Origin of the sequence: Sulfitobacter undariae (assembly GCF_014196805.1) — a bacterium.
Taxonomy (GTDB): Bacteria; Pseudomonadota; Alphaproteobacteria; order Rhodobacterales; family Rhodobacteraceae; genus Sulfitobacter; species Sulfitobacter undariae.
Genome location: NZ_JACIEI010000003.1, coordinates 313,105 through 327,165, shown reverse-complemented (window position 1 = coordinate 327,165; position 14,061 = coordinate 313,105). Strand labels below are relative to the sequence as shown.

At 54.6% G+C, this 14,061-nt stretch carries 17 protein-coding genes and 1 tRNA gene; 6 read left to right on the top strand and 12 right to left on the bottom strand.

Annotated features, from left to right (window positions below; all coding sequences use genetic code 11):
- Positions 1–43: 43 nt before the first annotated feature.
- Together GGR95_RS07420 and GGR95_RS07415 are read left to right on the top strand one after the other, a co-directional pair.
- Positions 44–120, top strand: a tRNA-Pro gene (locus GGR95_RS07420).
- Between the two features lie 78 nt (positions 121–198).
- On the top strand, positions 199–1,275 hold the full coding sequence (locus GGR95_RS07415; protein WP_184564360.1) for a 2'-deoxycytidine 5'-triphosphate deaminase: 1,077 nt from the start codon (positions 199–201) through the stop codon (positions 1,273–1,275).
- Between the two features lie 41 nt (positions 1,276–1,316).
- On the opposite strand, the gene GGR95_RS07410 is transcribed toward GGR95_RS07415, so the two are convergent.
- The 8 genes from GGR95_RS07410 to GGR95_RS07375 form a co-directional block, all read right to left on the bottom strand.
- Positions 1,317–1,565 (bottom strand): hypothetical protein, encoded by a 249-nt coding sequence (locus GGR95_RS07410; RefSeq protein ID WP_184564358.1) that lies wholly within the window; start codon positions 1,563–1,565, stop codon positions 1,317–1,319.
- Between the two features lie 62 nt (positions 1,566–1,627).
- A complete protein-coding gene (scpB, locus tag GGR95_RS07405) occupies positions 1,628–2,284 on the bottom strand; it encodes an SMC-Scp complex subunit ScpB (protein ID WP_184564356.1) in 657 nt (218 codons plus the stop codon).
- Positions 2,285–2,288: 4 nt separating this feature from the next.
- On the bottom strand, positions 2,289–3,071 hold the full coding sequence (locus GGR95_RS07400) for a segregation and condensation protein A (RefSeq protein ID WP_184564354.1): 783 nt from the start codon (positions 3,069–3,071) through the stop codon (positions 2,289–2,291).
- The gene (gene nagZ, locus GGR95_RS07395) at positions 3,064–4,083 is read right to left on the bottom strand and encodes a beta-N-acetylhexosaminidase (protein WP_184564352.1); all 1,020 of its coding nucleotides are present in this window, start codon (positions 4,081–4,083) and stop codon (positions 3,064–3,066) included. The genes GGR95_RS07400 and nagZ overlap by 8 nt, the downstream gene beginning before the upstream one ends.
- Positions 4,080–5,063 carry an SPOR domain-containing protein gene (locus GGR95_RS07390; protein ID WP_184564350.1) on the bottom strand — a complete coding sequence of 328 codons (984 nt, stop codon included), beginning with the start codon at positions 5,061–5,063 and terminating at the stop codon, positions 4,080–4,082. Before GGR95_RS07390 ends, nagZ begins: the two co-directional genes overlap by 4 nt.
- A gap of 73 nt (positions 5,064–5,136) precedes the next feature.
- Positions 5,137–6,882 carry an arginine--tRNA ligase gene (argS, locus tag GGR95_RS07385; protein WP_184564348.1) on the bottom strand — a complete coding sequence of 582 codons (1,746 nt, stop codon included), beginning with the start codon at positions 6,880–6,882 and terminating at the stop codon, positions 5,137–5,139.
- 58 nt (positions 6,883–6,940) lie between these two features.
- Positions 6,941–7,546 (bottom strand): SDR family NAD(P)-dependent oxidoreductase, encoded by a 606-nt coding sequence (locus GGR95_RS07380; protein WP_184564346.1) that lies wholly within the window; start codon positions 7,544–7,546, stop codon positions 6,941–6,943.
- The gene (locus GGR95_RS07375) at positions 7,547–8,728 is read right to left on the bottom strand and encodes a deoxyguanosinetriphosphate triphosphohydrolase (RefSeq protein ID WP_184564344.1); all 1,182 of its coding nucleotides are present in this window, start codon (positions 8,726–8,728) and stop codon (positions 7,547–7,549) included. It lies immediately after the preceding gene.
- Between the two features lie 95 nt (positions 8,729–8,823).
- On the opposite strand from GGR95_RS07375, the gene GGR95_RS07370 reads away from it, so the two are divergent.
- The 4 genes from GGR95_RS07370 to GGR95_RS07355 all read left to right on the top strand — a co-directional run bounded on the left by GGR95_RS07370 (position 8,824) and on the right by GGR95_RS07355 (position 11,157).
- Complete coding sequence (locus GGR95_RS07370; protein ID WP_184564342.1) at positions 8,824–9,147, top strand: HesB/IscA family protein; 324 nt, start codon at positions 8,824–8,826, stop codon at positions 9,145–9,147.
- Positions 9,148–9,224: 77 nt separating this feature from the next.
- A complete protein-coding gene (gene xth, locus GGR95_RS07365) occupies positions 9,225–10,034 on the top strand; it encodes an exodeoxyribonuclease III (RefSeq protein WP_184564340.1) in 810 nt (269 codons plus the stop codon).
- 95 nt (positions 10,035–10,129) lie between these two features.
- Positions 10,130–10,435, top strand: a complete 306-nt coding sequence (locus tag GGR95_RS07360) for an antibiotic biosynthesis monooxygenase family protein (RefSeq protein ID WP_184564338.1) — start codon at positions 10,130–10,132, stop codon at positions 10,433–10,435.
- A gap of 8 nt (positions 10,436–10,443) precedes the next feature.
- Positions 10,444–11,157 (top strand): helix-turn-helix transcriptional regulator, encoded by a 714-nt coding sequence (locus tag GGR95_RS07355; RefSeq protein WP_184564336.1) that lies wholly within the window; start codon positions 10,444–10,446, stop codon positions 11,155–11,157.
- 16 nt (positions 11,158–11,173) lie between these two features.
- Here GGR95_RS07355 and GGR95_RS07350 read toward each other — a convergent pair whose 3' ends face one another.
- The 4 genes from GGR95_RS07350 to GGR95_RS07335 form a co-directional block, all read right to left on the bottom strand.
- Positions 11,174–11,539 (bottom strand): MliC family protein, encoded by a 366-nt coding sequence (locus GGR95_RS07350; RefSeq protein ID WP_184564334.1) that lies wholly within the window; start codon positions 11,537–11,539, stop codon positions 11,174–11,176.
- Positions 11,540–11,692: 153 nt separating this feature from the next.
- The gene (locus GGR95_RS07345; RefSeq protein WP_184564333.1) at positions 11,693–12,565 is read right to left on the bottom strand and encodes a DUF805 domain-containing protein; all 873 of its coding nucleotides are present in this window, start codon (positions 12,563–12,565) and stop codon (positions 11,693–11,695) included.
- A gap of 104 nt (positions 12,566–12,669) precedes the next feature.
- Positions 12,670–13,344 carry a hypothetical protein gene (locus GGR95_RS07340; RefSeq protein ID WP_184564331.1) on the bottom strand — a complete coding sequence of 225 codons (675 nt, stop codon included), beginning with the start codon at positions 13,342–13,344 and terminating at the stop codon, positions 12,670–12,672.
- Positions 13,345–13,456: 112 nt separating this feature from the next.
- A complete protein-coding gene (locus GGR95_RS07335; protein WP_184564329.1) occupies positions 13,457–14,041 on the bottom strand; it encodes an HNH endonuclease in 585 nt (194 codons plus the stop codon).
- Positions 14,042–14,061: the final 20 nt, after the last annotated feature.

The window sequence follows — 14,061 nt, the reverse complement described above, 5'->3', positions numbered from 1 at the left end:
CCTCTTGCACGCCCCCGTTTATACGGTATGAACAGCGCCATGTCGGGCTATGGCGCAGCCTGGTAGCGCGTCCGTCTGGGGGACGGAAGGTCGCAGGTTCGAGTCCTGCTAGCCCGACCACGACATACTCAAAACGCTCGCATCCCATCAGGTGCGGGCGTTTTGCACATCTAGAGCCCGATACCAAAAGGACATCATATGCCCGGCGTAATTCCCAACCAACAGCTAGAGACAATGATATCTACGGGCGTGATTGCCGCTGATCCCGCGATTGATCCGGCACAAATACAGCCCGCCAGTCTTGATCTGCGGTTGGGCAATGTCGCCTACCGCGTGCGGGCCTCGTTTTTGGCAGGGCATGGGGCAAAGGTCACCGACCGTCTGGAAGAGTTCGAGATGCACCGCGTGGACCTTACACAGGGTGCTGTGCTGGAAAAAGGCGCGGTTTATGTGGTTCCTTTGATGGAACGTCTTGCACTGCCCGACGGCGTGACCGCCGTTGCAAATGCCAAAAGCTCAACCGGACGGCTGGACCTGCTGACCCGCACCATCACCGATGGCGGGACCGAGTTTGACCGCGTTACAGCAGGGTATCACGGCCCATTGTATGCCGAAATTTGCCCCCGTTCCTTTTCCGTACTTGTGCGCCCTGGCATGCGGTTGAACCAAATCCGTTTTGGCACTGGCAATGCCGTGCTCAGCGACGATGATTTACGCGCGTTACATGCGCAAACGCCGCTGGTGGATGGCAAGGCCGTGATCGATGATGGTTTGGGCTTCTCCGTTGATCTACGGCTGCAAGACACCACATTGGTCGGCTACCGTGCCAAACCCCATACAGGGGTGATTGATCTGGACCGTATCGGCCACTACCCCCCTGCGGAATATTGGGAAGAAGTCCACAGTAGCAACGGCCAGATCATTCTGGACCCCGGTGCGTTTTATATTCTGGTGAGTCGCGAGGCCGTGACCATTCCCCCGCAATATGCCGCCGAAATGGCACCCTATCTCGCAATGGTCGGTGAGTTCCGCGTGCATTACGCGGGTTTCTTTGATCCGGGCTTTGGCCATGACGCAGCAGGCGGTGCCGGATCACGTGGCGTGTTGGAAGTGCGCTGCCATGAAGCGCCTTTTGTGCTGGAGCACGGTCAGGTTGTCGGGCGATTGGTCTATGAAAAAATGGCCGAAGTCCCAACCCAGTTGTACGGGGCTGGCATTGCGTCAAATTATCAGGGTCAGGGCCTAAAACTGTCCAAGCATTTCAAAGCGCCTTAACCAGCTTTGGGTCGTGAGGGGCCAACAGCCCCTCTACGCGATCAGAACTTACCGAACCGGCGCATCGCACGCATTGCTTGCTTCGCTTGTTTGGCGCCCTGCCCGCCACCTAGGCGTTTGGTCGGGTTCGCCTTTTGTGGGATCGGATTTCCGTAATCATCGATCTCGCTTTGAGATTGCTTTTTGCGGTTGTTTTGCATCGACGAGGCTTTGTTAAACCCTGCATCAATACCTTTATTGACAAATTTGCGCGTTAGCTGTCGAATAATCATGTTAATGATCTGGTTCATACTGCTCTCCTCGGGTTTCCGAATTCCCGCACTATAGGGGAATAATGCGGCAATAATACGAACTAATCTTCGAAAAGTTCACTTTGTCCTTCGGTGCTTTCGGGTTCGTCTTCGCCGTCTCCCACAGTTGGCATCAGGCCAAAGGCTGGACGGCTTTCCAGCAAGCCCGCAGAACGTAGTTCTTTGAGCCCCGGCAAGTCGCGGGCATTCTCCAAGCCAAAGTGATCCAAAAATCCTTCAGTCACAACAAATGTCACCGGACGGCCCGGCGTCATCTTACGGCGGCCAAAGCGAATCCATTCCAGTTCGAGCAATTGATCCACCGTCCCGCGTGACACAGATACACCGCGAATTTCTTCGATCTCGGCACGCGTAACCGGCTGATGATAAGCAATAATCGCAAGCGTCTCGATCGCGGCGCGGCTAAGTTTGCGCACCTCAACGGTTTCTTTTTGCATCAAATAGCTCAGATCGGCTGCGGTACGCAGGGCGTAGCTGTCACCAATCTTCATCACATGAACACCGCGCCCTTGATAGCGGCGGCGCACATGCACCATCGCTTCAGCAACGTCGCAGCCATGCGGCATGCGTGCCTCTAGTTCACGCAGTGTGAGCGGCTCGGCGCAAGCGAAAAGAACGGCTTCGATCATCCGTTCCTGTTCAGCCATTGGAGGGGCGGAGAACAGGCTTTCTGTTTGATCTTCGTTAACTTCGGGCATCGCTCTAAACTTTCTTTCGCAACTGAATCGGCGCGAACATCTCACTTTGGCGGATTTCCAGATGGCCCTCTTTCACCAGCTCCAGCGAAGCGGCAAATGTGGCAGCAGTGGCGGATCGGCGTTTGACGGGGTCAACTTCCCAGCCCTCTGGCAGATAGCTAAACAGATCCCCCCAATCGCCTGCAAATCCGATTAAGCCGCGCATCCGATCCAGCGCTTGTTCCATGGTGAATACTTTTTCGCGGTCCATCACAAAGGGGCGAAACTCGTCTCGGGTACGGGTACGGGCATAAGCCTGCATCAAGTCCAATAACGTGGCCGTATAGGTGACACGGCGCACCCGCTCGACCATCTGCGTCTCACCACGCGCAAAGAAATCACGCCCCAATTGATCCCGCCCCATCAGCCGTGCTGCCGCATCGCGCATCGCTGCAAGACGTTCTAGCTGGAAGGCCAGATGAGCGGCCAATTCCTCACCAGAGGGGCCTTCTTCGGTGGGGTCAGAAGGTAATAAAAGCCGTGATTTGAGGAAGGCCAACCAAGCGGCCATCACCAAATAATCTGCCGCCAGCTCCAGCCGCAATTCCTTGGCACGGTCCACAAACGCCAGATACTGCCGCGCCAATTGCAGGACGGACACTTTGCGCAGGTCCACTTTCTGTGTACGGCTAAGCGTCAGCAATAGATCGAGCGGGCCTTCAAACCCGTCGACATCCACAATCAGCGCTTCTGCGGCAACCCGCTCGGCTACCGCATCGCTGTCTTGCTCAAAGATGTTGTCAGCCATGCATGCCCTCCCCCAACAGCACCTTAAGCTGGGCATCGAGGGCGGCAGTGTCAATGTCATCAGGTTTCTGGCGATAGCTGAGCGCACGCAAGGCGCGGCGTTGCGCGGCATCTGTCATCTCGCCTGCCGCTTCGGCCACTTCTGCGCGCTCGGCCAGTGTACCGTTGCAATGCAAAATCACATCACAGCCCGCTTTGATCGCATCGCGGCTCAGATCACTCAGCGTACCACTGAGGGCTTTCATCGAAATGTCATCGGTCATGACCAGATTGTCAAAACCGATGTCCTCACGGATCACCTGCATCATGCGTTTGGACAGAGTTGCAGGGGCCTTATCAACCGCGTCATAAACCACATGGGCCGTCATCCCCATCGGGGTATCCCGCAAGGCTTTGAACGGTGAAAAATCGACACGGTCTAGCTCTTCGCGAGGCGCGCTGACGCGGGGCAATTCAAAATGGCTGTCCGCAGTGGCCAGACCATGGCCCGGAATGTGTTTGATCACAGGCAGAACACCGCCCGCCAACATCGCATCATTGGCCGCCTGCCCCATCAGCGCGATGCTGGATGCCGTCACGCCGTAGCAGCGGTTGTACAAAAACTCATGCGTCTCGGCACGCGGGACATCCACCATCGGGGCGCAATTGCTATCAATACCGAGATCATAGAGTTCATGCGCAATCAGGCGGAACCGGATATATATCGCCTCGGCAGCCTTGTCGCCAGCAGCCTTCACAAAATCCATCGGTGGCAACCATTCACGCCACAACGGCGCACGCAGGCGCTGCACACGCCCGCCTTCTTGGTCAATTGTGATCGGGCAGTGATGGCCCACCGCTTCGCGGAAATCATCACAAAGCGCACGAACCTGATCCGGCGTATCAATGTTACGGGCAAACAGGATAAACCCAAAAGGATTCACATCGCGAAACAGGGCTTTTTCATCAGCACTCAGGCGATGGCCCTCTGCATCAAGGATCGTTGCGCCAAAGCGCGGTCTTGCGCCGCTCACCGTGTAACCACGGGAATGCAATCCACGCTTTCGGCAACTAATGCCGAACAGAACCGGCGCGCATCGCCGATGTCTTCAAAACCCTCTGCACGAAGACGGTAGAACGTGCGCCCCCCTGATTTTGCCTCCATCACAATACGATTTTTGCCTTCCATAAACGGCGCAAAGCGCGCGTTTAGTTTACCCCATTGAGTACGTGCAATTTCGGGTGTGTCAAAAGCACCCAATTGAACCAAGCGTGTCCCCGCAGGCAATGTCGCTGCGTTGATCTCTCCGCCTGACGCTGCACCACCCGCCACGGCTGACACAGCTGCGGCAACAGCCGTATCCACGGCTGTGGTACGTGCTGCACGTTGTGGACGCAGGGAGGGGCGAAGCGATGTACGCATGGCACCATCAGCATCCAAACCGATCAGGCCTTGCGTATCAACCGATGCCAGCACAGGTTCCGCTTCATCAGGCTCAACCTCCATTGGCGTCACGCCATTGGTCAATTGCGCCACAATGTCATCCACAGAGCCATTTTCAAAAGCAGCCGCTATTTCTTGCGTATCTGGAGCCTGAGGCGGGGTGCTATCGGCTTCCTCCATGGAGACCTCTTGCGTTGACAACATTGGCTGGTCTTCTTCCGCCAGATCAATCGGGCGCGGGGCAAGGCGCAGTTCATCGGCTTGCTCCCCTGCGGCGCCAATTGCGGCAACCGAATTCACAGACAATCCTTGATGCTGGGCAAACTCTCCGCCCGGCTCTTCGGGGCGCACACGCATTTCCCCGGCAGCGGCCCGCACAATCGGGATACCGCTGACATCGCGCACCAAAAGCTTGTATCCCCAAACGCCAACACCCACCACAAGAGCCAGCGAAATCGCGGCCCCTGCAAAATTGGTCAGCTTGCCCAAAGACTTTGAAGGCGCCACTGCATATTCAGGATGCTGATGCGCCGCATAGCCCCCCTGAGGGGTTTGTGTGTAGTCTGCCATCGTTGCCTCTCTGTCCGCACAGTACATTGCCGCACGGATCTGACGTCGTTTGCCTCTTCGCCTGCGCGAGCGCTTAACGCATCTCTTCCGCAGGAGTTACGCCAAGGATACCCAAGCCAGCCGCAATTACAATCGCAACGGAGCGTGCAAGGGCGATTTTCGCTTGTGATGTTGCAGGATCGTCCTCTTGGATGAACCGCAGACCTGTCTCGGCGTTGCCAAGGTTCCAGAAACCATGCAAATCGCCCGCCAATTCATAGAGGTAAAAGGCGATGCGGTGCGGCTCGTTGCTGCGCGCCGCAGTTTCAACCAGACGGGGCCATTCCGCAACTTTGCGCAGCAAGGCCAGTTCGGCGGTGTGATCCAGCTTGCTCAGGTCAGCGGCTTTCAGCGCAGCATCGCTCACGTCGATGCCCGCCTCGGTAGCTTTGCGCATCACACTTGCCACACGGGCGTGGGCGTATTGCACGTAGAACACGGGGTTTTCGCGCGATTGCTCCATCACCTTGTTAAAATCAAAGTCCAGCGGCGCGTCATTTTTGCGTGTCAGCATCACAAAGCGGGTCACATCCTTGCCCACTTCCTTGATCAGATCACTAAGCAGAACAAAGTTCCCCGCCCGTTTGGACATTTTGAATTCTTCACCGTTTTTGAACAGCTTAACCAGTTGTGTTAGCTTGATGTCCAATGGCACCTTGCCATCAGACAACGCGTGAACTGCGGCTTTCATCCGTTTGACATAACCGCCATGATCAGCGCCAAAGACATTGATCAACTGATCATAGCCGCGCTCGACCTTATCATTGTGGTAGGCAATATCAGGGGCGAAATAGGTCCATGCGCCGTCATGTTTTTGGATGGCGCGGTCTTGGTCATCGCCAAAGTCGGTGGATTTGAACAGCGTCTGTTCGCGGGCCTCATAATCATCAGGCAACTTGCCTTTTGGCGGCTCAAGAGTCCCGCGATAGATCAGGCCCATATCATCGAGCTTTTTCAGACAGGCTTCGATCTTGCCTGTGTTGTACAGCGACTTCTCCGAGAAAAAACGGTCCATCCTGACACCAAGCTGCGCCAGATCATCGCGGATCAGGTCCATCATCTCATCTGTAGCAAAATCGCCAATCGGACCCAGCCAGACATCTTCGGGTTGGTCAATATATTGATCGCCGACTTTATCTTTCAGCTTTTGCCCAACGGGGATCAGATAATCACCGGGATATGTCCCATCGGGGAAGGCCACTTCTTGGCCGTGTGCCTCAAGATACCGCAAATAGACCGACCGTGCGAGCACGCCAATCTGCCCGCCGCCATCATTGATCACATATTCGCGGGTCACGTCCCAACCTGCGAAATCCAGCAGGCTGGCCAACGCATCACCGAAAACCGCGCCACGGGTATGGCCCACATGCAGCGGTCCAGTCGGGTTTGCAGAAACATATTCGACGTTAACAGTTTTGCCCGTGCCCAGATCGCCACGGCCATAATCCGTAACAGCATCCAGAACTGTGCTGGCCACTTGCTGCCACACGCCATCTGCCAACCGCAGGTTCAAAAAACCCGGTCCGGCGACATCGGCGCTGGTGACACGAGGGTCTTGCACCAAAATCACGGCCAGTTTTTCGGCAATGTCGCGGGGTTTCATGCCTGCCGGCTTTGCCAATACCATCGCCGCATTTGTCGCCATGTCCCCATGCGCGGCATCTCGCGGTGGTTCTGCTGTAATGTTGTCAGTGGTCAAACCTGCAGGCAGGTCACCAGAGGCAACCATCGCGTCAACGGAGCTCAGAACTAGGGTACGGATATCGGCAAAAAGGTTCATGTCAGTGCTTTCGGGGTGTTAGGTTTTCCCCGTTTATCACTATATCGCCCCGCGTCAATCAAAGGCGCAATTCAGCGCCTGTGATTGGACCCAAGGTTTGCGCCAAAAGACCTGTAATCGCTGTGCGCGCAGGCTTGACCGCGTCAGCGCGGACATTGATCAGGTTCAGCGACAGACCTTCGCGGTGCAGCGCATCGGCAAACGCCGCCTGTGCCGAGACCAGTGCAGGCCCCATGGCCCCTGCCCCAACATCCAAGGCCTGCGTCGGACGTGTTAACACCGTGACGATCTGCCCTTCGTCGGCAGAAAGGGCAGGCAAGAACCCCTGCACCAGCGACTGCAGCACGGCAACATTCAAATCAACTTTGTCGGGGTAACGAAGAGGCATCAGGTTAAGCACAGCATCAAGCCGCGCCTTACCCCATATGCGGCCCACACGGCGCACAGCATCTTGGGGCGCCCCTTTGAGCGCCATAGGCACAGCGCCCGGAACCTGCTGAAGTGCTTCGATGTTGCTATCTGCTGCAACCACCTGCGCACCCGAGGCCGCCAGAACGCGCGCCATGCTGTGACCAAATCCTGAGCATGCGCCCAGAATCATGATCCGCTGCCCCTGCAACACACCCGCAGGGCGTCTGATGGATTGTGTTTCGCTGTCCAACATCTAAGAGCCTCTATTCGTTACATGGACGCCAACACGTGGCGTATTTCCGATCAACCGCTCGTGCTCTTGCAGTGCAAAACGGTCGGTCATTCCTGCGATGTAATCTGACACGATTCGGGCCAGAATTGTAAGGTCAGATCGGGCACCGGCAATGGACTCGGTCCAATTCTCGGGCATCAATTCAGGTTTGTCTAAAAAGAGTGGGAACAGCTCTTCCACAACGCGGGTAACATCTGCGCGAATGACCATCACCTCGGGGGCGCGGTACATGCGGGTGAACAAAAATTTGCGGATCTCCCCCAAATCACGCCACATCCCAGCGGAAAACTGGATCACGGGATACCCTAATTCACGGATGTCCTGCGCGCTATGTGCACCAGATTCCACAAGCAAATGCCGCGAGGTGTCGATCACATCGGCCACCATCAGGCCGAACACACGGCGCAGCGCCTCGTGGCGGCGGCGTGATTTATCCAAACCCGGATGCAATTTATCGACTTCGGCAAAAGATGCTTTCAGCAGCGGCAGCTCTGCAATGTCCTCTTCCGTGAACAGGCCCGCACGCAGTCCATCATGCAAATCGTGGTTGTTATAGGCGATGTCATCCGCCAATGCCGCAACCTGCGCCTCTGCGCTCGCGTGTGTGTGCAGTTCCAGATCATGCAGCGCGTTATAATCTGCCAAAGCATGGGGTAAATCACCCGTCACAGGGCCGTTGTGTTTGGCGATCCCTTCCAGCGTCTCCCACGTCAGGTTCAGCCCGTCGAAATCCGCGTAATGCCGCTCGAGCGAGGTGACGATTTTGATCGCCTGCGCATTATGGTCAAACCCGCCATAGGGGGCCATCAGCACATGCAAAGCATCTTCGCCCGTATGACCAAAAGGCGGATGGCCCAGATCATGGGCCAAGGCTACGGCTTCGGTTAATTCTGCGTTCAGATACAGCGCCCCAGCAACGGTCCGCGCCACCTGTGCCACTTCGATGCTGTGGGTCAGGCGCGTGCGGTAATAATCGCCCTCATGTTCAACAAAGACTTGGGTTTTATGTTTCAGCCTGCGAAAGGCGCTGGCATGGATGATCCGGTCACGGTCCCGCTGAAAACACGACCTGAAGCTGCTTTCATCCTCATGCACACGGCGGCCACGTGCGAGGTCAGGATCGGAAGCAAAAGATGCACGCATCTGGCGGTCTCCTTTAACGCGGAGCTTGTACCCCGCTTTGTCCGTTTCTATATTACGGTTACGGCCCAATGGAAACACACTGCGGAGTGACCAAAATGAACCTGCCCCCAAAAGTGACCGAACGCGCCTTTGCCCGCCTGTCCGAGATCGGCGCTGCCACAGATGGCAAAGCCCTGCGCGTGGCAGTTGAGGGCGGCGGATGTTCGGGATTTCAATATGAAATCGCCCTTGATGAAGCCAAAGAGGATGACCTGATCCTAGAGGGCAGTGGCCAGCAAGTTGTGGTAGACAGCATTTCTTTGCCGTTTCTGTCCAACGCCGTGATCGACTTTACAGAAGAGCTGATCGGCGCACGGTTTGTGATTGAGAACCCAAACGCCAGTTCGTCTTGCGGCTGCGGCACCTCTTTCTCGATGTAAGCCATACGGCGGTAAGCCTGCTTGCCCTGCCGCCCTGATTGCGCGATAGAAACCCCATCCCAGAGGAGCGCCGCGCCATGAAAATCGCCACATTCAACATCAACGGCATCAAGGCCCGCATCAACGCCCTGCCCGATTGGCTGGACAGCGCCCAGCCTGATGTCGTTTTGATGCAAGAAATCAAATCCGTCGATGAGGCCTTTCCACGCGAAGTTTTCGAGGATCTTGGCTATAATGTTGAGGTTCACGGCCAAAAATCCTTCAACGGTGTCGGCATCCTGTCAAAGCTGCCTCTAGAGGACGTCACACGCGGCCTACCCGGTGATGAGGGCGACGAACAAGCCCGCTACATCGAAGCCACGGTTGTAGGGGATCACCACTCTGTCCGCCTGTGCGGCTTATACCTACCCAATGGCAACCCCGTTGAACTGGAGCCCGATGGCAGCCCCGTTGCGGGCGGCAAATACGCCTATAAACTGGCATGGATGGACCGCCTGCGCGCCCGTGCTCAGGAATTGCTAGCCGAAGAAACGCCGTTTTTAATGGCAGGCGACTACAACATCATCCCCCAAGCCGAAGACGCCGCCAAACCCGAAAGCTGGGTTGGCGATGCGCTTTACCGCCCCGAAAGCCACGACAAATGGCGTCAGTTGCTGAACCTTGGCCTGACCGAAGCCTTCCGCGCACGCACACAAGGACCAGATCACTATAGCTTCTGGGACTACCAAGCAGGGGCATGGAACCGCAACAACGGCATCCGCATCGACCACTTCCTGCTGTGCCCTTACACGGCCGATCTTTTGCGCGACTGCCAAATTGATAAAGAAATCCGCGGCTTTGACAAACCCTCGGACCATGTACCTGTCTGGGTTGATCTGGCTTTATAATCTACGCTTCTTGCCTCACGTCACATCAACTGACAGCATTTGTCAGTTGCGGGTGGTTATGCCTTATCCTGTCGATCAAACACAGGAGATTAGACATGACAAAACCAGTTATCGAAACGGTCACATTTAAACTGAACCCAGGCGTATCACGCGATGAGTTTGCCAAAGCCGCCCAAGCCATTAGTGCCTTTGCCAGCAAACGCGAGGGTTTTATCTCACGGCGGCTATCGTGCACGAACGACGGTCTTTGGATTGAACACATTGAATGGGCCAGCCTTGAAGCTGCACAGTCTGCCGCGGCCGCGATTGGCACCGATCCGACACTGGAAAACTGCATGAGTGCGATACACGGCCCAAGTGTCACCCTGCATCACTCGGATTTAGAAATATCTGTTAACTAGGGAACGCCATGCGCCGCAGTGACCGTCTTTCAGAGATCATCGAGATTGTGCAAGATGGTCGCTTGCACCTAGCCCGGGATATCGCCGCACGGCTGGAGGTTTCCGTGCGCACGATCTACCGTGACTTCGACACGCTTGTCGCCTCAGGCATCCCGATCGAGGGGGAACGCGGAGTAGGCTATCTGCTGCGCGAGCCAGTGTTTTTACCACCGATGAACCTATCATTGGCCGAATTGGAAGCCCTGCATCTTGGCATGGCAATTGTCGCTGAGGCAGCAGACACAGAGCTTCAAGCCGCGTCTATATCGCTCACACGTAAAATGAATAAAGTTGCGACAGCAAACGGCACTGTGCCCAAGAATTGGGGGTTTGGAGTGTATCCCTTTGTGCAAGCCAGAATTGGCTTTGAGCATATGCCGAAAATTCGATCCGCTATTCGCGCCAAAGAGAAGCTCAAGATCGACTATTTGTCATTAGATGACATTTCCTCAACCCGCATAGTGCGGCCTTTACAGAGCGCCTATTGGGGGAAAATTTGGACTGTGACCTGCTGGTGTGAAGCGCGTGATGATTTCAGGTCCTTCCGCATAGACCGTATATCGCGGTGTCGCCCCAGCGGCATCTTTTTCAAAGATGAACCGGGGCGACGTCTGGAAGACTACCTTGAAAAAGTGAATTCCCAAATGACAGGTCGCCCCGATGCATCTACGCAGGTAAAGTAGAGATCGGAAAATTAGATCATTCAGATGCAGCTGCACCTTCAGCCAATTCGCATTCCATATTATTTCCGGATTCCATCTCAGTCTCCAGCATTGCAGATTCTCCCTTGGTTGACCAAGTAGAGGCACCGGAGACATAGGTTGCGCCAGATCCGGAAACTACGTTCACAAAAATGCGATCTTCACCGTCAAGCGGGATAATCGCCAGCGCATTCGCGCCAGAATTCACATATTGAACGGTAAGCGGATTTCCGTCGCTACAGCTATAGGTCTCTGACATCACGCTAGAGGAAGGGCTATTCACCAGCGGAATAGAAACTGTAACATCTGCTGCCACGGCACCTGAAAAACCAAGCAGAGCAAGGCAAAAAAGAACTGAACGCATTGTGTAACCTCAAGATTGTTAATTGACCATCGCACGAACACCGCGCTTGGTTGTCGCAGATTACGCCACTTACACTCCACCTGCTATTGGTTTTTCAACACATCTCCATAGACGCTCAGATCTCCCCAAAGGCCCAATAGAGGATCATGCCAATCATCCGCTTTGCCCGCCCAAAACCCGCTTTTGATATAGGGAATTGATTTCTGCTTGGCGTTTGTTTTGGGGTGCGCTTGTTGTGCCGGATTGACCCTGCTCTCCCAAATGCGGTTGACCGTTCATTCCGAGGTTTTGCCGAAATGCACCTTTGCCATAGCGGTTTGCCTTGGGGTTTGATGTGATCAGCACAAAAACCATATGGGTCAGAAAACTTGAGACAGGTGTCAAAAGCAAAAGAACATAGATAATTATCATCGCAAGGGTGTGGCTGATATCTCCAAATATTCCGATGCTAATGTCCGTGTTACTCCGCCGGATATTAACTCTGCCGTTTTGGGCCAAAATTTCATCGACGAGGGTGTTGATCGCGCCCAGCTCGGTGGCTTGAAGCACTTTTGCAATTTGGAATACTTCGCCCCAAAACTCGGGTGGCGAAGAAAGATACAATCGGACCGGATAGATAATGTTAGCGGGATCATCTGGTCCGTCACTGACACCCGTCAGGCTGGAATTCATCATCGCGCCCAACAAGCCCGAAACCAGCACCAAAACAGAAAACATGCAAAAAGCAGGCACCAAGCTAAAAATTAAGCTGCGGCCTGAATCGTGTAAGCGGCGAATGTTCAAAGACAAGCGCGGAATGAGAGTTACAAAGAAAATAACAAAACTGGGATAAAGAAACGGATTAAGCTCGGGAATTTGACCTTCCAGCAAAGTCTCTTGAACCTGCCGCATATCGTCCAACAAGGTAATTACGATCAACGCCCAGACCAGTGGAACGACGCTCCAATACTCCAGTCGTGTAGATCGCCCCTTAAAATCAAAGGCCCGCGCAACGAATTTCCAAACGCATAAAATGAACTGCTTCAACTAAAAACCCTTTCACCAAAAACCCCACAGTTATTTCATCATGAAAAAGACCAAAGTACGGCATACCCGCTCAAATGCTCAAAAATGCCGGAAAAATGCAAATATTAGGGTAGTGAAATCTGAAAGCTGTCTAAAAGTTCCACTATGGCGGGCATCAGTCTGGTTAGATCGTTATCTGTGACCTCACGGCTGTTATTTGCAAAATAGACAAAATCCCCGTGCTGCCACTGACAGTCCAACGAGCCATATTGCGAGTTGCAAGTTTCCGCAGGTACAGCGCCCCCCTCGCCATTATTAAAATCAATAGCTTTTCCGATGGTGAGTGTCGGCCCCGAATTACCATAAACGGGTGCAAGATCGGGAACTGTCACAGTAACTGTAAAGTACTTTTCACTCTCAACGCGGCCCCCCATCACAGGCCCATAGCGCCAAGGAACTTCGGAGACGACATCCCCAAGGCGGTAGACCTGCTGATAGCCACTATCGATTTTGGGCAAGATCGGCAGCATGGAAATACCCACGATAGCAGCTAGACCAAACAGGTAAGTTTGGGGCGCAAGCGGCCGCCGCCAGAACCACAGCCCCAACATCGCAACCGCAGCAAAGCCTATCAGAGGCAATGCGACCTTTCGCACAGGATGAAACAAATCGCCCCGCGCCGCCATCGGGTGATAAAATTCGTTGATCCCCGAGTTAACAAAGGCATTGGTGCACCAAATGAGTGCAACAACAAAGCAGCACCAAAACAATGTTGCACAAGTCAGGACACGTCTTTTCACAAAGTTGACTGTGTTAGAAAAGTTAACTGACATCACTTCACACTAAAAACCGTTGGAGAAAATTGCACCCGCGATTTCTAAACGAAACGGTAGAGAACGGTAAGTGGTCGTATCACGCCTCTAGTTCAGCATCCCAATATAGGAAATCCATCCAACTGTCGTGCAAATGACCGGGCGGGAATTTACGGCCCGTATTGCGCAGCTCTTCTGCGGCGGGTTGGCGCGGGGGCTTGCGCAAGGAGAACCCCGTCTGGTGGAGCGCTTTGGACCCTTTGCGCAGGTTGCACGGGCTACAGGCAGCCACCACGTTTTGCCAACTGGTCACCCCGCCACTGGCACGCGGCACAACATGGTCAAACGTCAGCTCGCCTTTGGAGCCGCAGTATTGACACCTGAATTCATCCCTCAAAAATAAATTAAAGCGCGTGAAGGCCACGCGCTTTTGAGGTTTTACATAATCTTTGAGCACCACCACCGAAGGTATCCGCAGGGTGGTCGTGGGAGAGCGGACACAATCATCATACTCCGCCACAATATCCACCCGATCAAGATATTTGGCCTTCACCGCTTCCTGCCAAGTCCAAAGCGAAAGTGGATAATAACTTAATGGTCGATAGTCCGCATTAAGCACCAGCGCGGGCTTGTTTCTAAGCCCCGCCGGACTTCTCGTAAAATCGGTCCTGAAATCGCCGTCCATCTGCACGCCACCCTCTACCC

Coding starts and splice junctions, on each gene's coding strand:
- GGR95_RS07415 (WP_184564360.1), top strand. CDS start 199: ATGCCCGGCGTAATTCCCAACCAACAGCTAGAGACAATGATATCTACG.
- GGR95_RS07410 (WP_184564358.1), bottom strand. CDS start 1,565: ATGAACCAGATCATTAACATGATTATTCGACAGCTAACGCGCAAATTT.
- scpB (WP_184564356.1), bottom strand. CDS start 2,284: ATGCCCGAAGTTAACGAAGATCAAACAGAAAGCCTGTTCTCCGCCCCT.
- GGR95_RS07400 (WP_184564354.1), bottom strand. CDS start 3,071: ATGGCTGACAACATCTTTGAGCAAGACAGCGATGCGGTAGCCGAGCGG.
- GGR95_RS07390 (WP_184564350.1), bottom strand. CDS start 5,063: ATGGCAGACTACACACAAACCCCTCAGGGGGGCTATGCGGCGCATCAG.
- argS (WP_184564348.1), bottom strand. CDS start 6,882: ATGAACCTTTTTGCCGATATCCGTACCCTAGTTCTGAGCTCCGTTGAC.
- GGR95_RS07380 (WP_184564346.1), bottom strand. CDS start 7,546: ATGTTGGACAGCGAAACACAATCCATCAGACGCCCTGCGGGTGTGTTG.
- GGR95_RS07375 (WP_184564344.1), bottom strand. CDS start 8,728: ATGCGTGCATCTTTTGCTTCCGATCCTGACCTCGCACGTGGCCGCCGT.
- GGR95_RS07370 (WP_184564342.1), top strand. CDS start 8,824: ATGAACCTGCCCCCAAAAGTGACCGAACGCGCCTTTGCCCGCCTGTCC.
- xth (WP_184564340.1), top strand. CDS start 9,225: ATGAAAATCGCCACATTCAACATCAACGGCATCAAGGCCCGCATCAAC.
- GGR95_RS07360 (WP_184564338.1), top strand. CDS start 10,130: ATGACAAAACCAGTTATCGAAACGGTCACATTTAAACTGAACCCAGGC.
- GGR95_RS07355 (WP_184564336.1), top strand. CDS start 10,444: ATGCGCCGCAGTGACCGTCTTTCAGAGATCATCGAGATTGTGCAAGAT.
- GGR95_RS07350 (WP_184564334.1), bottom strand. CDS start 11,539: ATGCGTTCAGTTCTTTTTTGCCTTGCTCTGCTTGGTTTTTCAGGTGCC.
- GGR95_RS07335 (WP_184564329.1), bottom strand. CDS start 14,041: ATGGACGGCGATTTCAGGACCGATTTTACGAGAAGTCCGGCGGGGCTT.